This window comes from Neochlamydia sp. AcF65 (assembly GCF_018342435.1).
GTDB lineage: Bacteria > Chlamydiota > Chlamydiia > Chlamydiales > Parachlamydiaceae > Neochlamydia.
This window is the reverse complement of sequence record NZ_JAEMUE010000036.1, coordinates 16,161-40,508: the sequence shown is the minus strand read 5'-3', so window position 1 is coordinate 40,508 and position 24,348 is coordinate 16,161. Positions and strand designations below refer to the sequence as shown.

General features: G+C 37.5%; 21 protein-coding genes. 4 read left to right on the top strand and 17 right to left on the bottom strand.

From position 1 onward, the window contains the following. Nucleotide 1 precedes the first annotated feature (1 nt). The 9 genes from NEOC65_RS03820 to NEOC65_RS09790 all read right to left on the bottom strand — a co-directional run bounded on the left by NEOC65_RS03820 (nucleotide 2) and on the right by NEOC65_RS09790 (nucleotide 10,988). Nucleotides 2-259 (bottom strand): hypothetical protein, encoded by a 258-nt coding sequence (locus tag NEOC65_RS03820; protein WP_166158657.1) that lies wholly within the window; start codon nucleotides 257-259, stop codon nucleotides 2-4. A gap of 411 nt (nucleotides 260-670) precedes the next feature. Then, entirely contained in the window at nucleotides 671-1,357 is a 687-nt protein-coding gene (locus tag NEOC65_RS03815) for a sugar transferase (RefSeq protein WP_242678257.1), read from the bottom strand. 693 nt (nucleotides 1,358-2,050) lie between these two features. Beyond that, on the bottom strand, nucleotides 2,051-2,926 hold the full coding sequence (locus tag NEOC65_RS03810) for a polyprenyl synthetase family protein (protein WP_249299028.1): 876 nt from the start codon (nucleotides 2,924-2,926) through the stop codon (nucleotides 2,051-2,053). A gap of 50 nt (nucleotides 2,927-2,976) precedes the next feature. Further along, nucleotides 2,977-4,335, bottom strand: a complete 1,359-nt coding sequence (locus NEOC65_RS03805) for a UDP-glucose dehydrogenase family protein (RefSeq protein WP_213155755.1) — start codon at nucleotides 4,333-4,335, stop codon at nucleotides 2,977-2,979. An 82-nt stretch (nucleotides 4,336-4,417) separates the two neighbouring features. After that, entirely contained in the window at nucleotides 4,418-6,604 is a 2,187-nt protein-coding gene (locus NEOC65_RS03800; RefSeq protein WP_166158648.1) for an LPS-assembly protein LptD, read from the bottom strand. Between the two features lie 459 nt (nucleotides 6,605-7,063). Then, the gene (locus tag NEOC65_RS03795; RefSeq protein ID WP_213151943.1) at nucleotides 7,064-8,773 is read right to left on the bottom strand and encodes a HEAT repeat domain-containing protein; all 1,710 of its coding nucleotides are present in this window, start codon (nucleotides 8,771-8,773) and stop codon (nucleotides 7,064-7,066) included. Further along, a complete protein-coding gene (locus NEOC65_RS03790; protein ID WP_213151936.1) occupies nucleotides 8,763-9,347 on the bottom strand; it encodes a nucleoside triphosphate pyrophosphatase in 585 nt (194 codons plus the stop codon). The genes NEOC65_RS03795 and NEOC65_RS03790 overlap by 11 nt, the downstream gene beginning before the upstream one ends. A 24-nt stretch (nucleotides 9,348-9,371) precedes the next feature. Then, nucleotides 9,372-9,692 (bottom strand): hypothetical protein, encoded by a 321-nt coding sequence (locus NEOC65_RS03785; RefSeq protein WP_166158639.1) that lies wholly within the window; start codon nucleotides 9,690-9,692, stop codon nucleotides 9,372-9,374. 270 nt (nucleotides 9,693-9,962) lie between these two features. Beyond that, nucleotides 9,963-10,988 (bottom strand): CLIPPER-2 domain-containing protein, encoded by a 1,026-nt coding sequence (locus NEOC65_RS09790; protein ID WP_349305293.1) that lies wholly within the window; start codon nucleotides 10,986-10,988, stop codon nucleotides 9,963-9,965. Here NEOC65_RS09790 and NEOC65_RS09555 point away from each other — a divergent pair. After that, the gene (locus tag NEOC65_RS09555) at nucleotides 10,987-11,160 is read left to right on the top strand and encodes a hypothetical protein (protein WP_249299035.1); all 174 of its coding nucleotides are present in this window, start codon (nucleotides 10,987-10,989) and stop codon (nucleotides 11,158-11,160) included. The two genes, NEOC65_RS09790 and NEOC65_RS09555, sit on opposite strands and share 2 nt — an antisense overlap. Before the next feature lie 360 nt (nucleotides 11,161-11,520). On the opposite strand, the gene NEOC65_RS03775 is transcribed toward NEOC65_RS09555, so the two are convergent. From NEOC65_RS03775 to xseA, 6 genes are all read right to left on the bottom strand, one after another. Further along, nucleotides 11,521-11,688, bottom strand: a complete 168-nt coding sequence (locus NEOC65_RS03775; protein ID WP_162180922.1) for a hypothetical protein — start codon at nucleotides 11,686-11,688, stop codon at nucleotides 11,521-11,523. Between the two features lie 312 nt (nucleotides 11,689-12,000). After that, the gene (locus NEOC65_RS03770; protein WP_166158633.1) at nucleotides 12,001-12,186 is read right to left on the bottom strand and encodes a lipoprotein; all 186 of its coding nucleotides are present in this window, start codon (nucleotides 12,184-12,186) and stop codon (nucleotides 12,001-12,003) included. Nucleotides 12,187-12,853: 667 nt separating this feature from the next. Then, nucleotides 12,854-13,705: an NAD(+)/NADH kinase gene (locus tag NEOC65_RS03765; protein ID WP_213155754.1), complete on the bottom strand. Its 852-nt coding sequence runs from the start codon at nucleotides 13,703-13,705 to the stop codon at nucleotides 12,854-12,856. Nucleotides 13,706-13,714: 9 nt separating this feature from the next. Further along, nucleotides 13,715-15,616 carry a 1-deoxy-D-xylulose-5-phosphate synthase gene (locus NEOC65_RS03760; RefSeq protein ID WP_213155753.1) on the bottom strand — a complete coding sequence of 634 codons (1,902 nt, stop codon included), beginning with the start codon at nucleotides 15,614-15,616 and terminating at the stop codon, nucleotides 13,715-13,717. A 19-nt stretch (nucleotides 15,617-15,635) separates the two neighbouring features. Further along, the gene (locus NEOC65_RS03755) at nucleotides 15,636-15,887 is read right to left on the bottom strand and encodes an exodeoxyribonuclease VII small subunit (RefSeq protein ID WP_166158625.1); all 252 of its coding nucleotides are present in this window, start codon (nucleotides 15,885-15,887) and stop codon (nucleotides 15,636-15,638) included. Then, nucleotides 15,880-17,235, bottom strand: a complete 1,356-nt coding sequence (xseA, locus tag NEOC65_RS03750; RefSeq protein ID WP_213155752.1) for an exodeoxyribonuclease VII large subunit — start codon at nucleotides 17,233-17,235, stop codon at nucleotides 15,880-15,882. Before xseA ends, NEOC65_RS03755 begins: the two co-directional genes overlap by 8 nt. 344 nt (nucleotides 17,236-17,579) lie before the next feature. Here xseA and tpiA point away from each other — a divergent pair, with 344 nt between their 5' ends. Together tpiA and secG are read left to right on the top strand one after the other, a co-directional pair. Next, nucleotides 17,580-18,371, top strand: a complete 792-nt coding sequence (gene tpiA / locus NEOC65_RS03745; RefSeq protein WP_213155751.1) for a triose-phosphate isomerase — start codon at nucleotides 17,580-17,582, stop codon at nucleotides 18,369-18,371. Further along, nucleotides 18,368-18,664, top strand: coding sequence for a preprotein translocase subunit SecG (secG, locus tag NEOC65_RS03740; protein ID WP_166158616.1), 297 nt, complete (start codon nucleotides 18,368-18,370; stop codon nucleotides 18,662-18,664). The genes tpiA and secG overlap by 4 nt, the downstream gene beginning before the upstream one ends. A 45-nt stretch (nucleotides 18,665-18,709) precedes the next feature. Here secG and NEOC65_RS03735 read toward each other — a convergent pair whose 3' ends face one another. Both NEOC65_RS03735 and def read right to left on the bottom strand, forming a co-directional pair. Further along, entirely contained in the window at nucleotides 18,710-19,159 is a 450-nt protein-coding gene (locus tag NEOC65_RS03735; protein WP_166158613.1) for a hypothetical protein, read from the bottom strand. A gap of 285 nt (nucleotides 19,160-19,444) precedes the next feature. Further along, nucleotides 19,445-20,146, bottom strand: coding sequence for a peptide deformylase (gene def, locus NEOC65_RS03730; RefSeq protein WP_249299027.1), 702 nt, complete (start codon nucleotides 20,144-20,146; stop codon nucleotides 19,445-19,447). 656 nt (nucleotides 20,147-20,802) lie between these two features. On the opposite strand from def, the gene NEOC65_RS03725 reads away from it, so the two are divergent. After that, on the top strand, nucleotides 20,803-24,045 hold the full coding sequence (locus NEOC65_RS03725) for a coiled-coil domain-containing protein (RefSeq protein WP_213155750.1): 3,243 nt from the start codon (nucleotides 20,803-20,805) through the stop codon (nucleotides 24,043-24,045). The last annotated feature ends 303 nt before the right edge of the window (nucleotides 24,046-24,348 follow it).

Below are 24,348 nucleotides of genomic sequence, written 5' to 3'. Positions count from 1 at the left end.
ATTAAATACTCCTGGGTCGGGATTTTTTTTGTAAGCTTAAAGGAAGGAGAATAAAATATAGAAAAGCAAAAAGAGCATCGCCTAAAGGCATTACAAAAAGGTCGGAAACTATCCATCGCATGCCTATAGAAAGGGGTGTTCCCAATATATAAAGAAAAATAACTTGGAAGAAAGTTATAGTAAAGGAAAAAAGGAAGGTCATAATGGGTAGCGTACTTAGATGATCGGCAAAAAAATGGCGTTTTTGAGGATAAATCACCGCGGCTCCTAAAGTATAGTTACTAGCATAGAAGCCGAAAGGAGGCTGTACTGACAGTAAGTCGAGGAGCAACCCACAAAAAAATGCATACCAGAGGCAGACAGAGAAGGTTTTTTGATAAAATGAAACAATAAGGAAAGGCACCAAAAACATCAGCCGGATACTAGGAGCTATAGCTGGCATGCCAAGGGTAAGTAACAAGCCGCTGAAAAATGTAAGAAATAAGTTTTTTCTACTTAAATGCATAAGAAATTTATAAAATTTTAAAAGGCTACTTAGATGAGATGTATAGTTTTTCCTGAAAAAAGAGGTTATTTTCTGGGGTTACACTCACCATATAGGCTCTTTTCCCATAAATCCTAGTATTCTCCTCGCTATCTTTGATTCTCTATTTAAAAAGCATGCCAAAAATTAATAAGCTCCTCTTGGGAAGCATACGATGGGAATAGTTTTAGCAATAATTTTTATATCGAGCAGTAAAGATTGAGATTCTATGTATTGCTCATCGAGTTTAATGCGATTAGCATAGCTAATATCACTGCGTCCTGAAACTTGCCATAAACCCGTTAGGCCCGGACGTACAGATAAGATTTTTGTAGCCTTATATCCTAAATGTCGAATCACTTCGTACTGAACGACTGGCCTAGGGCCTACCACACTAAGATCTCCTTTTAAAACATTTACAAATTGAGGAAATTCATCAAGAGAAGTCTTTCTAAGAAATTTGCCTATTGGGGTAACGCGTGGATCATTTTTTAGTTTATGAGCATTAGCCCATTCCCTTTTTAATTCCAAAGAGCTTTCTAGAATTTCATGCAGCCTTGCATCGGCATCAGGATACATGGTGCGAAATTTATAACAGCGAAAAGGTTTGCCACCTCGGCCTATTCTCTCCTGAGCATAAATAATTTTACCTTTCGAGGAAAAATAGACAGAAATAGCGACTATTGCCAATACGGGAAAGGTAATAATAAGCACGCAAAGACTAAAAATAATATCAAACAAGCGCTTAGTTGGATTACGTTTAACCGTTAAACCCAGAGAAGGGGAGAATCTTAGAGCTGTAGATTCTTGCATCCATTGAGGGGAATTATTCATAATTTTTTGCTTGCCAACCATTTTTTAACTTTATGCAAATATTTTCTGTATAGAGGTAATGCTACCGACTAGACTTCTTAGATAGCATTCAAAGTAATTTTTAGGCAAATAAAAAAATAGCAAAATTATTCATAAACATTTGCCTATTTGTTTGTAATATTAAAAAAATGTTAAAATTTTTAAACTTAAATGAAGCTAGGTGATATTAATCATTTTTAAAATAATAAACTTTTTTTGCCTCCGTCCCACTTTAAGTAAGAGTTTTACGATTTCTGGGGGTAATGACACTTTTCATGGCACAATCCTATAAAAGGCCTAAACGCTTTTTGTATATTCCTTTGAAAAAATCTTGGCATCCGGCTAGACAATTATACGCTGTTAGGCAGTTTTTTAAGCAATCATATACTTGTACTTGCTAAGAATCTCTTTTAAAAGAAAGGAGCTGCCAGAAAGGCGCTTCCTTTTTTGGTTTTATTGAGAGAGTCTTTCAAACGGCATTATTAAATAGGGGAAGAGATCAGATGCTTAAGAGACCTGGGTGACAAAAAATAAAGGAGGCAAAAAATATAACTTCTTATCTTTCTCTGATCGTTGATTGAGTGACTTAAGTTTATCGCTGGCCTACTAGAGCTAGGAAAGGTTGCACTTTTATTCAAATTATTTACCCTAGCACCTTTTTTTCTCGATGATCTATCAGCAGTTTCGATGAACCAATAAATCTGCAAGAGAGACGAGCAAGGCTGTATCATAGGGTAGCTTTTTCAGCAGCACCCTAGCTGCCTGATCATATTCAAAGGCTAATGCTTGAGCTTTGGAGAGCCCCAATAAAGTAGCGTAGGTAGTTTTATGGTTTTTTATGTCTGAGTTTTTGTTAGAAGTTACATCTAACACATCATCAATGATTTGAAAAGCAAGGCCTATCTTTTGACCAAACGATTTTAAAATTTCCCGATCTGCTGGGCTGCCATTTGCTATGATAACCCCACATTCAATACAGGCAGTGATGAGAGCCCCTGTTTTACGTCGATGAACCTCTTGTAGAAAATGAAGGTCGATAGCCTTTTCTTGAGACTCGATATCCATGATTTGCCCACCAATCATTCCCTCGGCCCCGGCGTTTTTGGCTATAACATTTACCAATTCTATTTTTTGATGAGCCTGAAGGCCGGTTCCATTTGCAATGATCTCGAAAGCATAAGTAAGTAAATAATCACCCGTTAAAACAGCATGTCCTTCGGTAAAAGCTTTATGTAACGAAGGTTTACCCCGTCTAAAATCATCATTATCCATGCAGGGTAGATCATCATGGATTAAAGAATAAGTATGGATCATTTCCAAAGCACAAGCTGGATCCAATGCTAAATCTTCTGAGCCTCCTAAAGCTGTAGCAGTAGCTAATACAAGAAGAGGACGTATGCGTTTGCCCCCAGCGAGTAGAGAATAGCGAGTAGCCTCTAAAAGATTGAAATAAGCCATATTCTTTCCGGCAGTTAGTTCAGCAAGCCGTTTTTCTATGCTTTTGCATCTATCGTGAAAATAGTCAGGGATGTTGGGTTCTACGCTTTTCATATTCATTGGCTTAATTTCTTGTCGATGCGCTGTCTCATAAATAAAGCTTTTTAAGCATGTTTCACTTCTTCTCTGTAATACGGCTTTTGACCTATACTTAAGTAATCCAATCCTTTCTTAACTACTTCTAAAGGATTATATTGATTGCGGCCATCAAAAAAAGCTCTGCCTTTCATCTGTTTAAGGAGAGCGCCGAAATCCAAAAAGCGGAACTGCTTCCATTCGGTCATCAACACGATTGCATCTGCTCCCTTAGCGGCTTCTATTTCGTCATTACACCAGAGGATAGCGGAATGAGGGGCGATGATTTTTTTAGCATTTTCCATAGCTACGGGATCAAATAAGCGCAAGTGTGCTTGTTCTTGCAATAATTGTTGAATTAAGACTAAGGAGGGAGCTTCTCGCATATCATCTGTATCGGGCTTAAAAGATAATCCTAAAATAGCAATAGTTTTATTAGCCAAGCCAGAATATTTAGCAAAATATTCAATAATTTTATATCCCATTAGCTGTTTTTGCTGTTCATTGACATAGGCTACTGCATCAATAAGCGGTGTGTCATAGCTAACTTGATCAGCTTGCTTGCGTAATGCCGAAATATCTTTAGGTAGGCAGGAGCCTCCATAACCTGGGCCAGGATATAAAAATTTATAGCCAATACGATTATCAGCTCCAATGCCTCTACGCACTTTATTTATATCTGCTCCTAAATGTTCGCATAAGCCAGCTAATTCATTCATGAAAGAGATGCGCGTAGCTAACATAGCATTAGCAGCGTATTTAGTCATTTCAGCAGAAGCAATATCCATGATCATCAAACGCTCATGACTAAGCATGAAAGGACTGTAAATTTCTTGCATGATTTGAGCTACCGTCGCCTTATCAGTTCCTATGATCACTCTATCAGGCTTCATAAAGTCCTGGATAGCACAGCCTTCTTTTAAAAATTCAGGGTTGGAGGCTACATCAAAATCAATTGACAGGCCCCTTCTTTGCAGGCCTGCAGCAATGACGCTAGAGACGAAATTAGCAGTTCCTACAGGCACTGTGGATTTGTTAACAATTACTCGATAATCTGTCATGTGTTCTGCAATGGCTGCGGCTACATGATGGACAAAACGCAGATCAGCTTCGCCATTTTCCTGATAAGGAGTATCTACACAGATAAAACACACTTGGCTATTGGCTAGAGCTTCAGCGTAGCTAGTAGAAAATTTTAAACGCGACGCTTTCACATTTCTTTTAACCATTTCCTCTAAGCCAGGCTCGTAAATAGGAATATAGCCTTGTTTAAGCTGATGAATTTTTTTTTCATTGATATCAAGGCATGTCACATGATGACCCATTTCAGCCAAGCAAGTCCCTGACACCAAACCTACATATCCTGTTCCAATAATGAGCAGTTCCATAAAAGCCTCTAGCTATATTCAATTTAAGCCCACACATCTTACCAGATGATTTAAAATCCTAAAAGCAGAAAGGCTTTAGAATTTAAAGATTTAATAGGGGCACGGCAGGCGGATAAGGGGTATGGCTGGGCCGACTTAAACCTAGATTAAAATAAAGGGCTATGCGGTTATCTTTCTTATCATATTCTTTCCTTTGATAAGATAACTTAATATTCCATGCTTTTTGTACAGTAGCTAAAATGTCGATTTCATATTCACTGTAATTGGGTTCATGGCGACGGTTCCATCCATGCCGCGATTCAAATTCTACCGCCCAGTTGGGGTGCCATCGATAAAATAGATGGATTAGCAAAGTATCTCTTCTATCAGAAAGTTGAGAGCCTTTTAACTTTTTCTCCGAATGAAAAGAATCTAAAATGAAATTCCATTGATCAGCTTTACGCCAAGCAAAAGATCCGCGATGTCTCCATTCTAAAGATAAGGCCGCCTGGCGATTAATCGTCCATTCGTTGCGAAAATTGAAATGATCCCATTGATGGCGTTGCATATCCCAGCCTGCAGTAAAAGTATGACGCAAGGTGGGAAGCAAATTCCAGGTCAAACGACTGTAAATTTTAGGAGTCGCACGTTTAATGGTAGGCGTGTTAATAAAAGTATGAGCAAATAGTTGCCATCGCATCCAGAGGTCTAAGCCTTTTTCTTGGCGAGCATAATAAAAGCTGTGATCGACTCCCCAAGTAAGCATATTCAACTGGTACCATCCATCCTGTATGTCAAAAATGTAATGTTTATTGGGTTTTATACCCGGTCTAGTATAGTACTTATATTTTACGTAAGGTTTGATGACATGCTTGAAACCAGAATAATGGCGTCTAAGCTGAGTATTTGTTTCCACAGAAAACATTCCTAGGGTCACCCAATGGTTAGGTGCGTGAGGATTGCTTCCATAATAGATCGCCGAAGCTCCAACTTCAGGAGTGGTGGTAAAAGGACCGGTTCGATACGAGCGGTATAATTTATGATAAAATTGCGCACGCGTAGAGTTGAAATTATAAACATGCTGGGAATGCTTAGCATACTGAAAGTCTAGATAAGAAAGGCGCCAAAAATTTTCTGATATTATTCCGGTAGAACCCAGAGAAAAAGGCCGAATGCTTATTTCCAAAGAGGGTAATTCTTGCTTAACCGTTTGAAAAGTATTGGCTCGTATACGAGCAAAAAAATTAGCTTTCCAAGCGTCACTCTGCTGAAATTTAACTTGCAATTGGGTTTTGCCTGCCGTTTCAATATCTAAATTTTTATCCATATAGTCTGTAGCCATATCGATATCGCTAAGTTTATCCCAAGTTGTATGGATACTGACTCCTTTTCTATCACATATTTTAGTATATGCACCCTGGAATCTATAGCGCGTGCGTTGGCTTGGTTGATCTACCGATGAATCTCTTGCTATATAATTGATCATTTCGAGTTTTTCTTGATTGTTTTCTGAATGATAAAGGGTATAGAAGCCCCCTCCTAAGCCCCTCTTAATTCTATAATCAAGCCGCAAAAAGTTTTTAAGGCTTCCCCAAGAAAATAGTTTATACTGCATTTCAAGGCGAGTATTCTGTCCTCCGCGCCATGTAACATTAAAGCGTAGAGGGTTATCGAACATGGCGTTTAAGTTAGCTTTAAATGAAGGAAGGCACAAAATTGGAAAGTGGACAAAATGAAATTGAATGTTTTTAGCATCAAAAAGGTGCTTTTCGCGAAGTCGCGCTTTGGCTGTTGTTACTTGCCAATCAGTATAGTAATTTTCTGAAGTGGTGACAAAGCCTTCATGGATAAGGTAGGAACCATCGGCATAGAGCTCGATCGCACGTCCTCCGAAATACCAGGGTTCGACGGCAGACCGTGCCTCATAGATCTTCCCTGTTTTAGTCAAAAAATTGTACTCAAGAGACTCTCCTATAAAAAAATTTTCTCCCCAGTCTAAAGCTACGTCTCCTTTGGCTGTCACCTGAAAGATAAGTCCTTCTTTTGTAGCCTTGCGGGTGTAAATAATATGACGGGCTTGAATACGTAGATTTGGGCCTGTAATAACACCTCCTTCAGAAGTAGATAATACACCCTCTACGAAAACGGGACTGCGTAGATCCACTTTAATCTCTTTCTCTACGTTGCTATGCAGGCTTTTAATTTCTTCAATGGAAGTGCTAAAAAGAGAAGCGATCGTGAGAATAAGAAAAAGAGGAATAAAATATTTAACATCTAGCGATAAGCTCATGCTATCTACCGGTCTAAGAAAATAAAGGAATAGTTTAGCTATTTATCTTAGACGGTGCAATAGGCTTTTTCTTTAACTTTTAAATTAAGAGAAAAATGCTTGTATTAGTTAGGTACATAGATGGCTTTTCCCCCGCCAAGCTTTTATTTTGGAAAAAAAGTTGAACGGGCGCTTTTAAGAAGGAAGTTTTTGAAGAAGGTAACTTTATTGGCATTGTAGCTTACCTATAAGGTTTGCCGATAGTCATACTAGGTATGTTTACAAGGCCTTCATTTCCCTGGTTAAAGGACTAAAAAGCAGTTTATCTTTTTCTAGCCTTTGCTGCTCCCAACTCCTCCGATTAAATTGTAAATTTTTCAAAAGATAAAACATTTTATACAGTGCAATTTTAAAATAGCATTAAACTAATAAAAACCACTAATGATTAATCCTTCAAGCTTTATGCAAGATAAAAAGCTTTTAATGAATAGCACGCATGAGCAGTCCTGCGAATGCGTACCTATTGATAGGATTTCCATCTTGCATAGCCTCTAATAAAAGATTAACAGCTTGTTCATCTTTATTTTGTATAAGAGCTTCAAAGGAAGCGATCGCTAGTTGTGAATGCTCTTCAAGGGTTAAGTGGTAATTATCTTTTGAATCACGCAATTGGCTAGGTAAAAAGGGGCGAAATTGAAGAAGCTCATTTTTCTTGCTGTTGACAACCCAACTATAGAGATTCTCCTTATAAGGGCCTTTTACTTTCAAAGAGTAGAGAGCTAGATTACAGTAATTACGGATAAGCGGGGCGCCTATTTGCTGTTGATGCTCTTTAAGTAAAGCAATGGCGGCAGGAGTATTTAATTTTTTAAGTAAATCTGTCAAACTAGGGATAAGATCGTTTTGCTGGCAAGTGAATAGCATTTTAGCTACCTGTAAAAAAGCTTGTTCCGGAAGGTCAAGAGCTTTTGCTAGGGCTGATTCTCTCATCTTTAACGATCTTTCAAAAGCATAGAGGTTATCCTTAAAATGCTGGTGTGCGCAAGGAGTTGCTCTCCAAGCCGTAAGGCTTCTACCTGGAGAACATACGGAGGAATAACACATGTCTTGGTGATTGGTAATTAAAATATCTTGTAGCAAGACTTTTAAACAACGTGGATCTTGAAGGTAAAGCAGCGCCATGGCTGCATTAACTCTTACCTGTATATTAGGGTCATTAACTAATAGGGCTAAACAGTCCTGGCTTTCCTGCAGTTCACCTAACAAAAAAATGGCATAGATATCCTTTTGCTTAGCTGCATTTTCTATAAGTATTTTGTATTCTTTACAGCCTAGATCATATAAAGCTTTCCAGGCAGTAAGCTGTACATAGGATACATTCGAGCAAGATAAATTTTTAAGCGCAGGAATTGAGGTATCATCTTTAAGTAGGCCTAAGGCAAATGCTGAGGCTTCTTGCTGTGCTTTTTCTTGATGAGTGGCAAGAGTATGAATTTTATATAAAAGTTCATCGCAGCCATATTTAGCGGCATTAATGATGGCAGCTAAACGTACTTCTTCATGAGGATGACTCATTAATTTGCATAGCATATGGAGGGCTTCGGGAGTACCAATCATCGCAAAGAATTCAGGAAACACCTCTTCCAGAATTCCTTCCCAACGATACATTAATGCTTCCGCATAGGCATAGGCACGAGGAGATTTTTTTTGCGCTAAAAGATAGGCGGCTTCTAAACGAATTAATGGATGCCTAGTGTTTAAGGCGCGTTGTAAATTTTCATCCGCTTGATCATTTTGATACTGAGAAAGGAAATTAAGGCTAATAAGTTGCAGTTCTGGGATGCCGCTGCTTATTCCTTCTTTCAAGATATAAAGGGATCTTTCATTAAGACTAATGCCTGCTCCAAATAAAGTCATCAGGCGGGTGTCAAAGTCAGAACAGCGATAACCTTGGTCTAATAAAAGAAGAGCCATTTCTTGAAGGAACTCAAAATCATGCTTCCCAGTTCGCTTGTGGTGACACTCATAAGCTTTTATAGCTTGAGAAACATTCCCCATACGTACAAGAAACAACAAATGTGAGTGGTTATACTCGGTATGTTCTTTATCATTATCTGCTATTATAGAGGTGTAAGGGAATAAAAAGCATAGTAAGCCATACAACCACTTAATTTTTATCTTAAGGTACATAATCCAACAGGTCTATTCCACAGTTTTTTAGCAAAGAGCGAAGGGTGTTAAGGGGAAGCCCCATTACATTATAGTAACACCCATCAATTTTATTTACGATTAAGCTGCCCGCTCTTTGTATTGCGTAGCCACCCGCTTTGTCGGCCCAATGAATTTTTTGATGATAACGGTAGATATCTTCTTTTGTTAGGTGATTAAATAAAACGCGGGTCTCTTCCCAACCCGTGTATAAATTCGCATTGTATAAGAGCACGACTCCTGTAAAAACACTATGCCATTTGCCTGCTAGGTTCAAGAGCATATTAAAAGCTTCTTGCTCAGTTTGGGGCTTATGATAAACTTTACCGGAGCGGTATACAATTGTATCTGCTGCTAAAATTGCCTCATGCTTGCAAATCTCTTTTACCGCTTGTGCTTTACCTTCGGCTATTGAAGAAACATATTTTATAGGGTCACGTTTATAAATAACACTATGTTCATCAAAGGATGGGGAAACTTGTTTGAAAGGCAGATTGAAATAACTTAGTATTTCTTTACGACGTGTTGACTGTGAAGCAAGAATAAGGTGCGCCATGCAATAGAGTCCCCGTGATGATCTTTACGAGATAAAAACTTGCGAAAATATAAGTGTTTGGATTTTTTCTGTCAGCAATAGAGGGCAGTAGGTGGCCAGTAATTGTAAAATTTCTTTTTCTATTTTCTTTAAATCCATTAAGGAAATTTTATCTGTAGTTGAATAAATGCCTATATAATCTTTATCCTTAAAATGTATTTCTCGTAAAGCACTATTTAGCGCTGGCACTATCTTATTTTGTTTCCATAATAAGCTTTGATTAAGATGCATGCGCAATTCAGAAGTGATTAAACATCCTATAAAAATTTTAAGGTTAACTCCATCTTTTAGCTCTGACATATGCATAAGAAAATTAACATGCCTTTCTTTAACTTGTAAAGGTTGGGATAAAAAGAAGCTTAAAAGAACAATGCTATGCTCTTAGGCAGCTTCTTAGGAAATCGAATTTTTGAAAAGCTTAAAGCACATTAAATAAAGCGATACCATATAAAGGCTAATTCCTTTTTTACGCTGGCAATTATTTTTTTAAAGCACATACATCTTCAAGGAATAAAAATAAAAAAGGCTGGCTTTTGAAGAGCCAGCCTTTATATAAAGAGCCTAATGACTACTTTATTAGTTCACTATCGTGCTTTCTTGTTGAACGATAGGCGTCTTGATTGCATCTGAAGAAACTTCAAATTTAACGCGTGCATCGCCAGATTTTTTAGCTTTGGCATCCACACGATATCTTAGTGTTTGTCTAGCTGCTACATTTTTAACAGGTGCAAACTTAACTGTATTACCAGAAATTTGGCCTGAAGCATCACCAGATACTCCTATTGCTTGAACTTCCTCTGGGAAGGTAACTACAACTTGTACATTACTGTCAGGTTCTGAACCTTGGTTCACAACTACAATATTGTAAGCTGTAGAGTCATCAATACAGATAGGATTCTCTGTCTGAGCTACTGACACGTTTAAGGCAGGGCGTCCTTTCCAATGTGTCATCGATTCACAATGACCATTGCAATTCTGACAGTTTGTAACATCTACCTTATTAGTAAAGCAGCCCGCTACGCAGGTGGTGAGTGTAGTATTGAAAGATACTTTTTCACCTGGTTTCATTTCTCTTAATCTCCATGTCGCTGTATTACCGCTAATTGTTGCTCCATTAGCAGTTACAATCGATGTTGAAGGAGGCGCATGGTCAACGATTACCACATCTGTCAAAGGTAGGTCACCTGTATTCATGACTATAATTTGGTAATCAGCGTTTTTGCCGATTTGCTGCTCTTTTGGTCCTACTTTTGTGCACTCCATTTGACAGCAAGAAATGCATACTGTTGATTCGCAAGATACCGAATCAGCATTGCAGGCAGTCACAACGGCAGTATTGGTGAACTTGCCACGTTTAACAGCTGTAGTGCAGATGTTAACAGTTTTAGATTGGCAAGGTTCTAAAGAGCCAAGCTTATAAACTAAAGTTTTTTGGCAGCTTACATGCTCTACACCTTCTGGGAGGTTATCTGTGACCACCACATCTTCTGCTGTGCAGCTTCCATGGTTTGTTACAGTAATGGCGTATTCAACAGGCTCGCCTGGAGCTACTTGCTCGGGTCCAGATTTTTTGCAAGTAAGAACTGGTTTAGCACAAAGGATGGAACAAAAACGAACAGGTACTGCTGTAGCACAGAAGCAGGCGCAAAGTTCACCTTCGATATCACACTTTAACCATATTTTTGCTGGGCGGCATTCGCCTTTACTCATAGAACCAAAATTCCATGATATTTTACGTCCTTCAACGCGTCCTTCAGGCTGGCTTCTAATGTAGGTAACGCCATCTGGTAATGTAGTTGTTACATTTGCTTCACAAAGATCATCGCAAGCTTTAACATCAAATTCCAAAGGATATTGATCATTTAGCATGCATATTCTTGGGTTATGAGCAGTCACAATCAGACCGTCTTTACAGACAAGTTCACTTCCAGAAGGATGCTTGCAACGAGCTGGAGATTTGCACTCTGGCTCACATTGAACATCAGAACTAGCTTGCTTGCTAGAGAATTTTGATGCGAAAAATGCTTTTGCTGCAGCAACTGGTGAAGTCGAAGTTACTCCCTCAGATGCTTGGTTTGTTTGATAAATTGGTGCTGGCTGTTCATAAACAGGGGCTGAATTGCTGGTTCTGTTATCAGCGCAACCTACCCACATGAGTGCGGTAGTGCACAAAAAAAGCAACGAGGCTATTATTCCTAGTTGTTTCTTCATTGATGACTCCTTTCGTTTGTTTTTGGTCATAGTAGATTAAATAACTTAAATGTTGGTCTAATCTCGTTTCTGCAGTAGATGTATATAACACGATTGAACAAAACCTTCACTATTTTTTATTGTAGAGAGCGTGTTCGTGAATTTTAGCGATAAGTTATCATGGATCTAAGAGCTTATCATTTAATCTCAAACCTTAATCTAATGATGGCTTCGACTGGCTCAAAATATATTGAGATCCCTTCGATTCTGCTTTTCCTTGTTTATCTCTGCATTTAACATATTTATATGTCGTTTAGTTTAATCGCCCTTTTTTTTAGCTTAAGTTAAGGCCTAAGCCATGAAAAGGGGCAATTATTGTGACACCCATTAGGTCCCGACAGCCTTACAGCTGCCGGAATCATAACTAATAATAGGTTGTATCACTATTGGTAGTATTCTCCCAAATATAGGGGGAAGGTGCTTGACGAGGCTCACAGATTCTTGGAGCACATGAAGTGTCAGTCTCACTGTTAGACCACCAGCCGCAACCACAGCCAGTTAATGCTGTGGCCACTATTGCTAAAGATAATAAGTTAAAGATTCTTTTCATTTTTTTCCTTCTATTTTGTTTCAATAGTCATTAATCACAATTTAAGAAAATGCTTAGTTTTTTACTTAATTTCTTAATAGCAAACAGGGTCACAGACTGGTGCTGGAGCACATGGTCTAGGAGCATTTTTAACATAAGGCTTGGTATAGTAGGGCTGTGGAGAGCAAGGTTTTGCACATGTCTCATAGCCAGCACGATTTCCACAGCAGCTCGTTAATGCAACTACACTTACAAATAAGGCCATTGATGAAAAGAATTTTATAGCTTGTTTCATACTAACTCCTTGGGTTTAAATTTAATTTACTTTGCACCATCATTATTGATTAGGTAATTTTTTGTCTCATTCCTTTCCGTACTACAATTTGTATACTTCGAAAAAAAAGGATTTACCCTTTTTAGATACGCATTAGCTAATAAACTTTCCACTAGAATCTTTAGTTTCATCAATTTTTGGGGATAAAATTTTCATAATCTTCTTAAAAACAAATGCTTAAATTTTTTTTAGCTTGAAACTAATTTTAATAGATGCCTTGTTAAGATTTAAAAATAGTGCCTTAAAAAAGACAGTTTCTTGATTGCTATTATGCTTGAAGAGTAAATATAGAAGTATTAAAAAATTATAAAAGAAGGAAAATAATGAAGAAATTGGAGGGTTTTCTAAGAGTATTCATATTTCATCTGTCTTCAATTTTCCTGACCAACCCAGCTTAGAACGCAGTGTAGAGTAAAAATCATGATGGAGCAGGTTAACCAAGCGAAACTTTTTTTTAGCACAACTTAAATAAAATTTTTCCCCCGTTTTCATTCGGAAGCTAGAAAATCCATCATAAGTAACTTCAATGGGTTTGAGTTTGCTTATGTATTCAATACGGATTTGATGCGAGGGTAGAAGGACAATAGGGCGATTGGAAGTAGTGTGAGGACAGATAGGAGTAATGACAAAAGCTCTTAAGTTAGGAGCTAAAATAGGGCCTCCTGCGGCCATCGAGTAAGCTGTAGAACCACTAGGTGTTGCCACAATAATTCCATCGGCGCAGTAAGTATTTAAATAAATGTCATCGACAAAAATTGAAATTTCGATAAGGGAAGGATTTTCAGCCCGGTGGAAAATAATGTCATTCACAGCATAGCATGTTCGATTATCCTCTGTTCTCCCAGCCATCATCATGCGTTCACTTATAACCATTTTATTTGCTAAAAGGTTTTCAAGACTTTGATAAGTTTCCTGAATAGGTATGTCGGCCATAAATCCTAAGCCACCAAAATTGATGGCCATTAGAGGTGCTGTTAGTTCGGGATGACGTTGAATCACACGAAGAATAGTTCCATCACCGCCTAAAGAAATAATATAATCAATCTTTTCAGGCGAAATACTTGATAGGCGGGCTGCATCAACCTCATCAGCTATCTCATCTTCCGCATAAACACACGCGTTTCTTTTTTTAAGAAAAGCAGCAATTTGCTGCGCAATTTCCCCTGATGTTTTTTTTATCATATTAGGAAAAAGCGCAATATGCATGTCTATACCTTAAGCGTGAGCTTTCTGAGTTGTTTGCAAGGAAAAATGTAAGAGAATACGTTGAGCAATTTGGGGTGCGGTTAAACCAATTTCCTGGATAATATCTGCATGGCTCCCTTGATCAAGAAAAATTTCTGGGATACCGAAATTTAATACTTGAATGTTTGTATAGCCATTAGAAAGTAAAAAATGATTGATAACATTACCCATTCCCGAAGCGACAGAATGTTCTTCTAAAGTGACAATTTTTTGATGAGACATCAGCAACTTACAAATAAGATCTGCATCTAAAGGTTTTACAAAAATAGGGTCCATAATAGTAGGATGATAGCCTTGCTGTTGGAGAATCTCACGTACTTGAAAGGCTATAGTATTCATATGTCCTAAAGAAATAATTAAAATATCTTCACCTTCCGCTAGAATTTCTCCTTTCCCGGGAAAGCGGTAATTTAAAGGTTCTTCCCTATCTTCTGTAACCATATTAGGATAACGTATCGCAGCTGGATGGCCCCATATAGGTGCTGATTCCATCAGCTCGCGTAACATATGGCCATCACGAGGCTGACTGATGATCATATTGGGCATAGCATTTAAAAATGAAAGATCATAAATTCCATGATGAGTAGCGCCGTCGGGGCCTGAAATTCCACTTCTATCTACGGCAAAGATGACAGGGAGCTCTTGTAGACATACATCGTGAAAGACATTATCTAAAGCTCTTTGAAGAAAGGTCGCATAAATAGAGGCAAATACCTTCATTTTACGACCATATGCTAAGCCTCCACAATAAGTAATTGCATGAGATTCGGCAATTCCGACATCATAACAACGCTCAGGAAATTTCTTCATAAAGTCTTCTAAACATGAACCTGCAGACATAGCAGGTGTGACGGCCACTACACTCGGATCGTTTTCAGCCATCTTTAAAAGATGGCTTCCAAAAATTTTTGGAAAAGTAAGTTTGGCGGTTAATGCTGGTAAAAATTTACCTGTGCCTGGGTTGAAGGGCCGAGCTCCATGATAAGAAATGGGATTTTTAACGGCTTCTTCCATGCCTTGCCCTTTATTAGTTAATATATGGAGAAGGACAGGCCATTTTGCATCTTTAATTTCTTCAAAAACTTCTACCATTTTTTTGATATCATGGCCATCAATGGGACCGATATAAGAAAGTCCGTAATGCTCAAAGAAAGCCGCAGGGCTTACTAAATTTTTCATTGATTCAGTAATTTTATGGCTCTGTTTGGCCAAAAAAGGTCCATAGCTAGGGATTTTTGAAACCAGAGTATCTAGCTCTTGATAAATCTTATCGGTAGTTGGGTTGCTAAGTAAACGACTTAAAATTCGCGTAATAGCGCCTACATTTTTAGAGATGGACATTTCATTGTCATTTAAGATCACAATAAAACGTTTTAAATCTCGAGGAATATTATTTAATGCTTCTAAAGATAAGCCGCAGGTAAGGGTAGCGTCGCCAATAATAGGGAGGATATACTCAGAACGCTTGGTTAGATCGCGGTTTTTTGCCAGCCCCAAACCTAAGGATAGCGCGGTACCAGCATGTCCTGCATAAAAGTGATCATGGGGGGATTCTTTAGGATGGCTAAAGCCGCACAATCCTTTGTACTGGCGGATGGTGGGAAATAGTTGATTGCGTCCCGTTAAAATTTTGTGCGTGTAGGTCTGGTGGCTTACATCCCATAAAAATTTGTCCACAGGGGAAGAAAATGCTTTATGTAAGGCAAGAGTTAGTTCAATAGCTCCTAAATTGGAAGCAAGATGCCCTCCATTAATTGACATGACCTCAATAATACGCCGTCTGATCTCATCTGCAAGCGTGTTTAAGGCGGCTAAAGGAAGCGGTTTTATGTCTTCGGGGGATTGAATTGTCTCCAGGATAGTCGTGCTCATTTTATTGTTTCTTTCCTTACTATGAATTAAATTCTTGCGTGAGTGGCTTTTTATCTGGATCTAATACTACCTCACCATTACGATTTTTCACTAATATTTCAATTTTACGCTCTGCTTCTAATAGCCTCTTTTGGCAGCTAGAAATAAGCCTATCGGCTTCTTCATATAGCTTTAATGATTCATCTAAGCTAATTGCCCCTGAATTCATTTTCTCTAAAATTTCTTCCAGCCGTACAAAAGCGGCTTCAAAGCTAAGGTCTTTTTCATTCACTGGCTTTAATTTCCTTTACAGTTGAAAGAACTTCCCCATCTGATAAATATATCCGAAGGTCTTGATTCTTATGGATGTTAGTTACGGAAGTTATAACTGAATCATCCTTTTCAGAAAAGAGAATAGAATAACCTTTGGTTAAAAGGTTTTTAGGATTGATTAGGTGCAAAGCTACTGAAATACTTTCTAATTGCTCTTTTTTGGAATCTATAATATGCCTTATTTGATGGTAAATGTTTTTATCCCAATATTTTATTTTCTCTTGCAAGTATACAATTTGAGATGAAGGTTTGAGAGTTTGCAGCCTTTTATTAGAAGCTTCTAAGATAAGGCGAAGACTAAAAATTTTTTGCTTGATTAAATAATCGAGCTGCTGACGGTTATCATCCAGCTTTTGGATCCACGGTCCTAACAGATAATAAGGCGAAGAAAGCATCGGCTGCTTAAGAAATGCGCTTAAGTGTTGCCTGGATTGAAGCACTTTGTGAGAAATGTTTTGCGTAAGCCTTTTTTTTATTTGTTCTAAGTGTTTAAGTTGCTCAAGTTTATCAGCAATGACGATTTCTGCAGCTGCAGAAGGCGTAGGAGCGCGAACATCAGCAACATAATCGGCAATGCAATGATCTGTCTCGTGTCCTACTGCAGAAATAATGGGAATTCGGCTATAAAAAATTGCTTCCGCTACAATTTCTTGGTTAAAGCACCACAAATCTTCAATACTTCCCCCTCCTCGGCCTACAATTATTACATCTACTAAATTATGCTCATTAAAAAAATGGATCGCTTGGGCGATTTCCTGTGCTGCTTCTGCGCCTTGAACTCGCACCGGATTAATAAGAAGGTTAAGTCCTCCCGAACGTCTTGTTAAAATGTTTAGAATATCTTGAATAGCTGCTCCTGTAGGACTAGTAATTATACCTATACGGTTAGGCATGCGAGGAAGGGACTTTTTATGCTCTTTTTTAAACCATCCAAAGCGGTGAATTTTTTGTTTTAGTTCTTCTAGCTTTATCAATAACTCGCCAAGGCCTACTGGCTTCATCTCATAGATCACAATCTGATAATTTCCTCGTGTAGGATAGACATTAATTGCCCCCCTAACTAAAACTTGCATACCGTCTTTGGGAGGGGATCGCAATAAAGCAGCTTCTTGCCGCCAGATGATAGCGTTGATCTGCGCATGGGCATCCTTAAGAGAGAAATATATATGCCCAGAAGAATGAGGTTTACAGTTGCTAATTTCTCCTTGTAACCATACATTGGGGAAAGTGCCTTCTAAAGACAGTTTGATTGCCTGAGTCAATTGGGTGACAGATAAAACTACTGGTTCTGAGGTGGGGAGATTCATGGAAATGAAATTTATATCCTATTTTTTCTAAGGTAATATAGAGTATAAAGAAGTTTGTATTTAAGAGAAAAGAGAGGCTAGGTAATTTTATCTCTCCCTTCGTGGTTTGGCTATAAAATGTTGTGTATGCTAGAAAAAGAAAAGTGCATTCAAGAGCAAAAAAGAAACTTAATAAACCTCATTAAGTTAAAAAGATTGGTGGTAGAATAAAGTATATGATTATTCATTTTCCTTAAATTGTGTGCCTTATACTATTCCTCTTAAGATGAAGCAAAACATTCGTAGGCATGGCTTGCTTTTTAGGTAGAAAAAATGATAATATCACTTTTAAAAAAAGGAAATTCATGACGTCCGCAAGCCGTCCAGTAGTCATTGCTGGCAATTGGAAAATGTATAAAACAATTGAGGAGGCTATAGCTTTTATTCAAGAGCTAGTGTCACTACTTAATACCCCTCAAGCCCAAATTTATTTAGCGGTACCTTTTACTGCTATTAAAGCAACTTCAGAAGCAGCAAAAGATACTGTTTTAGTCGTGGGAGCCCAAAACATAAATGATGCATCTGAAGGGGCTTTTACCGGGGAAATTGCCGGGAAAATGCTAAAAGATGCAGGGGCCGAATTTGTGATCGTAGGTCACTCCGAGCGGCGGCGCCTTTTCCATGAAACAGATGTCCTTATCAATAAAAAGGTTAAAAGGGCTTTACAGGATAATTTACAAGTAATTTTTTGCGTGGGTGAATCAAAAAAAGAGAGAGAGGCGCAACAGACTCATGAAGTGCTGGCTAGACAGCTCAAAGAGGGGCTGACGGATATTTCAGCAGAACAGCTCAAACATATTATTATAGCCTACGAGCCTATATGGGCTATAGGTATGCCTCAACCCGCAGGAGTTGAAACTGCCCAAGAAGCGCAAGCATTTTGCCGCCAGTTAATAAAAGAAGGCTGGGGTGAAAAAGCTGCTGAGCAGATTATTATTCAGTACGGGGGAGCGGTGAAACCAGAAAATGCAAAAAAATTTTTAGAGCAGCCCGGTGTTGATGGTTTACTGGTAGGGGGAGCTTCTCTTTCAGCAAAAGATTTTGCTCAAATTATTAATTGTTATAACTCTATTTATGAAGAAGGGATGATTAAATGACATTTTTATATTACACCACTATGGTTTTTTTCATGATGCTATGTGCTTTATTGTGCTTTGTCATTTTGATCCAAGAAAGCAAAAGCTCAGGGCTAGGAGCCTCTTTTGGGGGGGAAGCAAGCGAATCATTATTTGGAACATCTACCGCTGACGTTTTGAAAAAATTTACTGCTTGGCTAGCCGTAATCTTTTTTGCTGCTTGTATTATTCTCTCTTTATGGACTAATGCCATAGGCCGTGCCAAGCAGGTGCCAAGCGTGCCATTTACCCTAGAAAACACCGAAGCTCATTAATATAAAAAGCTTCATGCATAAAGTTTATAAACTTTATGCATGCTTTCATATCTCTTGATTAATCTGCTTTATCGACTGATCAATCCATTTAATCTGCCGCAAGGGGGCAGCCATAAGGACACCGAAAACTGCTCCTGCCACTAGGCAAGTCGCTGCGATGAAAATAATTTTGGAGGCGACTAAAGTGACCAGAGCGATAATTGCTACTAAGCTTGCTAGATTCGACACCAGGCTAGAATCATGATATTGTTCAATCTTACTGTAATAAAGACGTATATTATAAAGAGAATTTCTACGTAAATTATTATTTACATTTACTTCTCGAAGTTCTTTGTCAAGGGTCTTGAGGATATATTTGGTAACAAATTTGCCTATAAGAGGAGTGAGTGATAAAATTTTAAAATTTAGCTGAGTTTGAAAAAGAGGTTTGTTATTCAGCAAGGCAGGACGATGGGTTGTATCCATTCCGTCACGTATAGTGTCTGGGGAAAACATTTTTACTCCTGCCTTGATCAGTTTTAACAATTTTTGCAAAGGACACACTTCAAAAAACTACCTCTATAGGTGTTTTAGAGAAAAAGGAGGTCTTAGCTTTTATAAAAATTGCTTATTCGATAAAGAGCTAAATTTTGCCTTTTTGCAAAGTTTTAATAGGAGAAAAGGGAGCAGTTTTTTAGCTTTCTCTTATGAACAACCTTATAGAATTTATGATAGCGCCGTGGAGGCGGAGCAATTTTATAAAAGTACAGGCTTTTGAAAGCCAGCTAAAATATATAAAATTTAGCTTTTAAAAGAATATTTCCTTTTAATTTCTCGAAGTTTAGATTCTATATTCTGACGGTCTGTTCGGCTTGCCATGCGATCAATAAATAATTTTCCATTGAGATGATCATTTTCGTGTAAAATGCAGCGAGCTTCATAACCTACAAATTCTTCGGTAAATGTTTTGGCATCTAAATCCATCGCTTGGACCACAATTTTTAGAGGGCGCGTAACTAACCCTGAAACTTTAGGAATAGAAAGACAGCCCTCTGGTAATGTGTCGCTCTCTTCGCTATAGGAAAGAATTTTAGGATTAATAAAAATTCTTTCCACTCCAGGAAGGCTAGTCTCATCATTGATATAAGTAGGGACGCAAGTAACAAATATAGCAATAGATTGGCGGACTTGAGGGCCTGCCAACCCAATGCCTTTTTCTGCATACATCGTATCTAACATATTGGCTGCAAGCTGGCGTAAATCAGAATTAACTTCTTTAATGGTCTCCGTTTTTTTACGAAGAATAGGATCTCCATAGTAGGCAAGCTGTAAAATCATAAAAGCTGTGAATAAAAGTGATAATAATAAGGGAAGATAACTCACTACAATTTTTTTTGCAATCCTAATTGCTAGGTTAATAACCATAAAATGAAAAGTTTTCTCTTTATTAAGAGGTGCATAATATTTTCTACCTGTAAAATTTAAATCGATCTGCCCTATCAAACTTTTTCTTAATAAGATGCTTTAAAGCAACCTGGGGGGAAGTTAGAAAGCCAGAACCTATCTTTCTATCAATTCTTTATCGCGATTAGCTCAAATCAGCTTGCCTACCCTCATCAAACTCTTTCACTTAATTACTCAACCAAAAAGCTAGCTTTTTTCTAGCGGTTTGGGCTTGATTAATTACATATTTATTAATTTTTCATTATAATCTTATATTTAACTATTATAGTTTTTTTGCAAATTATACGTTTTTTCATCTACTCTTTATGCACTCACGTACTTTATAAAGCCCCTTTTGTTAAGCATAGGCGGATCTTTCAGAAGGTTGGGTATGCAGGCTAAGTTTTTTAAAGCGTAGTATAATAATTTATAAATTATTAAATCCAGCTAGCTGCTTTTAAAGGATACTTTAACTAATGTCTCTTGAGTAGATTAAAAAAATAAAGAGGCTAAGAAGGAAAATATAAAAATCATTGAAGAGAAATACATTATCCACTAAATTAGGAAGAAAAATATTTTGCTGGTTTGTTTTTGTAATAAAATCCATTTTAAATTTTGTTTTATAAAATAATTTAAATTGATTTGTTAAAATTTAGCTTTATTTATTTTTTTAATATAAAATATAATAATTATTAAATAAAAAAAGAGGAGATAATATGCTGCATGGTTCTACCCCTAATTCTCCTGTATCCAATATTCATAAATTTTTTGATTATATTCCTATTGTAAGCATAGGATCAGCGATTGCTCACTTTGCTATCCTCTTATTTGAAAAGTTTTCGACAAAAAAAAATGGGTCTAACGCTCCATTAAGTGAGCGCGATATCCAGGTTATTTCTTCAGATAGCTGGGGGCACGGAACAAGAGGTTTACTAGACTTCGTGCCTATTGTAGGAAATATTATTCTTGGTATCCATGACTTTTGCCATAAAAATCATGAAGTTAAGCGCGAGCAAAAATTGCCTACCTCATCGGACTCTTATATTACTTCCACGTTGTATACAATAAGCAGGACAGAAGAGCTTTTTAAGAGTAAAATTGCCCAACTTGAAGGGGCTTTAAAGAATAAAGAAGCTCTTATTCAGCAACAAAATATAGTAATTAGAAGTCACGAGCAAACAATAGAAAAATTAGACAATCAACTAGCTGCAGCAAAAGATGAAAATAGAAAGTTAAGTAAAAAAATTGAAAAGATTAGAAGAAAAAATGAAAATCTTATTAGCGAGAAAGAGAAGCTTCAACTTTTGATAGAGAATAAAAATAATGAACTTACAGGTGCCGCAAATATCTATCAAACTTCGCAAGAGGAATTGCAACAAGCCTATGCCAATTTGGCAGAGGCAAGAAAAGCTCTAGCTCAACAGCAAACATTTGCTCAACAACATCCTAGCATTGGTTCAACGGAAGACTTGGAGAAATTAAATCAGGATTTGCATCGACAACAAAAATTAGTGGAAGAATTGGAAAGAAAAGCAAATTCTATACGACAAAATTTAGAGAACGCTGAAAAAGAAAAAAATGATCTGATTCAGCAGTTGCAGCATACGCAAGAGAGCTTGCAGCGCAAAGAAGCCGTCCTTGAAGCAGCAACTAGAGCTTCGCAACTGGCTCATGAAAGCTTAGCAAATGCTCAAAAAACGGTAGAAAGTACGCAAATAGAAAATAGCGAGCTAAAGCATCAAATAATGAATCTTACAAGTCATTTGAAAGCTCGTGAGCAACAAAACCTGAAGTTACAGCAGAGGATTGATGAGCTAGAGCTAAATAAGCAAGAAGCCATGGATCTAAGAAAAAAGCTTGCCAGCCAGGAAAGCTTTATGAGCGAATTTTTAAAAGAAGAGCATCAAGCACGTGAGGGTCTTAGAAGTAAATTATCACAGGCTCAAGCGTCGATAGGAGAACATGTAGCTCAAATTGAGCAGCTGAAGTTAAAATATAAGGGTTTAAAAAGTAAATATCAGACTTTAAATGATGAACTACCTTTAAAACAAGAATTAGAAGCGCTAGAGCGTAAGTTAGCAGAAATTACAGTACAAAGAGACCATTTGCTAGAGCAAATTGAATTCGTCAAATTTGCTCAGACGCTTCCTTCTTTAGATAGATCTATAAATCTTAGTAGGTCTATACATTCAGCGGGTAATATTTCTCCTGATCATATCTCTCAAGTGACAGATTCCGGAGAAATGGCAGAATGGACTTTAATTGCGGTTAAAGAAAAAACAGAAGATGAAGGAATAAATTTTGCTGGTAAATTCCCCTCGCGTTATAAAAGGGAAAATATTGATACCTATATTCAACAGGTTCTGACAGCAGGCAATCATGCCGCAGATGATCTTGCAAAACGGATACAGGAAATACTTAACTCTGAAATTCCTCCTGCTTTTCTTTCTGAATTAATCTTAAATTTTAATGAGCAGATACGACAAAAAGCGCTTTTAATCCACGAAAAATTAGGCATTAACAGCGATAACATCGAGCAATTCATTAAACCGAATGACCCTATTGTGGAGAAAGGAAAAAGGCTTGCGAAAGAATATGAAAACGAGATCATGAATGCGTTACAGAATGCATGTAGGCAGGCTGCTGAAAAGTGGCCTTTGCATAATAAAGATCTCCTTTCTTTAACAGACGAATGCTTTAAAATTTATCAAAACGCCTATTTTCAAGGGGTGGTACATTTTAACCATTGGTGGAGAGAAATGTACGATAAAACAATCAATTTTAGTAAGGAGGAGCTCGGCTCAGCTCACGTGCAGCTAACAGCTGTGGGGGAACCTTACAGCTCAGCGGCCCCGCGCAATCGCCAAGATACTCAAAACCCTGCTGTTCCTAACTTCTTTAGAACAACCTATCTTCCTTATCTATCCTCTCCTACCTCGGACATGAAAGCGATCAAAATGGACAATGTGACTCGTTCGGCTATCCCAGTGGAGTTTGACCAGACAAACAAAGAAATTCGCGAGCAAATTAATAGACAGATTATAAAAAAAATACTAGAAGAACATGCCCTAGAATATATAAAAAAACATGCTGGACAAGCAAGCAGTGAAATTCCTATCAAATTGGATTTTGCAGCCGTCACTTTATTATCACCCTCATCAGTGCTGGATTGGGCTAATTATTTTGGAAAATTGGCTAACGCAGATAATGAAGCCATGCTTCTAAAAGAAGCAAAAGGGGCTTACGAGTATTGGCATGGAAAATCTTTAGTCGTAGAAGGCCAAAATTTTCAATTTCAAATTACCTATATGAACATACCCTGCAATGACCTTTATTTTAAATCTTTAGAATGGTCAACGCAGGCTTATGCGCTAGAACGGGAGGCCAATCAGATAGCTATAAAACACTTAGCGCAAAAAGTCTTAGAATATGAACGAGCTGTGAAAAAAGAAATAGAGGAGAATAATACTTCTCCTAATTTAAAAGCAAAAATAATGAAAGTTAAAATCTTACAAAAACTTTTGAAAGATGTAGAATTTATATTAAATATCCCTGAAGGTAAAAAATTAGAAGCTTTTGGTAATAATTATTATGCTCTAGTCTCTCGGGTACTGATGCTAACTAGCTTAGTAAGTGATGGGGTACACTTTGGATGTCGAAGTGGCAAGGACCGTACGGGCCTAGCCAATCTTGAGGTAGACAAATTACTACAACTTACTCATGCATTAGAAGATTATCCTTCATTAGAAGCAGAGGTGAATGAGCCTAAAATAAGGGCTATGGCTAAAGAGATAGGGCATCAACTCTATATAGATTCAGGCAATCTTGATGTAATTCCTGAGGCAAATTTAGGATGTCCTCTGGGAATGAATATAGGAGTTTGTGCCAATCCAGGAGACAAAGAAGCTAAAGAATATGCTCTTGCAGGAGCAAAAGCTTTCGTGCGTCCAGGTCATTAATCTAAAAAAACAAACAAGCTTGATTATCAAATTGTTAAACTTGTATTTACACAGGTTTTTTTAAATTAATCCTTTAATGACCTGAGCCATAAGAAGAGAAGTGCACATTTTTTTGCTGAACTTTAAATTTTTCTCTATTAAATTAACCAGGAGTAAAAAATTTGGCCTCGGTATTTCTCGAAATTCTTTTAAGGAAAATTAATGAAAATGAAGAATGTTTTTAATCGACCGGGATAGTTAATTATAAAAGTAAAGAGGCCTGTAGAAATATATGTTCAGTAGCTTTTTACTGCACAACGAAGG

Bases quoted from the DNA above. Each gene is read 5' to 3' on its own strand.
- NEOC65_RS03805 (WP_213155755.1), bottom strand. From the start codon at position 4,335: ATGGAACTGCTCATTATTGGAACAGGATATGTAGGTTTGGTGTCAGGG.
- NEOC65_RS03770 (WP_166158633.1), bottom strand. From the start codon at position 12,186: ATGAAAAGAATCTTTAACTTATTATCTTTAGCAATAGTGGCCACAGCA.
- NEOC65_RS03815 (WP_242678257.1), bottom strand. From the start codon at position 1,357: ATGAATAATTCCCCTCAATGGATGCAAGAATCTACAGCTCTAAGATTC.
- secG (WP_166158616.1), top strand. From the start codon at position 18,368: ATGACATTTTTATATTACACCACTATGGTTTTTTTCATGATGCTATGT.
- xseA (WP_213155752.1), bottom strand. From the start codon at position 17,235: ATGAATCTCCCCACCTCAGAACCAGTAGTTTTATCTGTCACCCAATTG.
- tpiA (WP_213155751.1), top strand. From the start codon at position 17,580: ATGACGTCCGCAAGCCGTCCAGTAGTCATTGCTGGCAATTGGAAAATG.
- NEOC65_RS03760 (WP_213155753.1), bottom strand. From the start codon at position 15,616: ATGAGCACGACTATCCTGGAGACAATTCAATCCCCCGAAGACATAAAA.
- NEOC65_RS03735 (WP_166158613.1), bottom strand. From the start codon at position 19,159: ATGTTTTCCCCAGACACTATACGTGACGGAATGGATACAACCCATCGT.
- NEOC65_RS03785 (WP_166158639.1), bottom strand. From the start codon at position 9,692: ATGCATATGTCAGAGCTAAAAGATGGAGTTAACCTTAAAATTTTTATA.
- NEOC65_RS03790 (WP_213151936.1), bottom strand. From the start codon at position 9,347: ATGGCGCACCTTATTCTTGCTTCACAGTCAACACGTCGTAAAGAAATA.
- NEOC65_RS03800 (WP_166158648.1), bottom strand. From the start codon at position 6,604: ATGAGCTTATCGCTAGATGTTAAATATTTTATTCCTCTTTTTCTTATT.
- NEOC65_RS03765 (WP_213155754.1), bottom strand. From the start codon at position 13,705: ATGCATATTGCGCTTTTTCCTAATATGATAAAAAAAACATCAGGGGAA.
- NEOC65_RS03795 (WP_213151943.1), bottom strand. From the start codon at position 8,773: ATGTACCTTAAGATAAAAATTAAGTGGTTGTATGGCTTACTATGCTTT.
- NEOC65_RS03810 (WP_249299028.1), bottom strand. From the start codon at position 2,926: ATGAAAAGCGTAGAACCCAACATCCCTGACTATTTTCACGATAGATGC.
- NEOC65_RS03725 (WP_213155750.1), top strand. From the start codon at position 20,803: ATGCTGCATGGTTCTACCCCTAATTCTCCTGTATCCAATATTCATAAA.
- NEOC65_RS09555 (WP_249299035.1), top strand. From the start codon at position 10,987: ATGGAACAAAAACGAACAGGTACTGCTGTAGCACAGAAGCAGGCGCAA.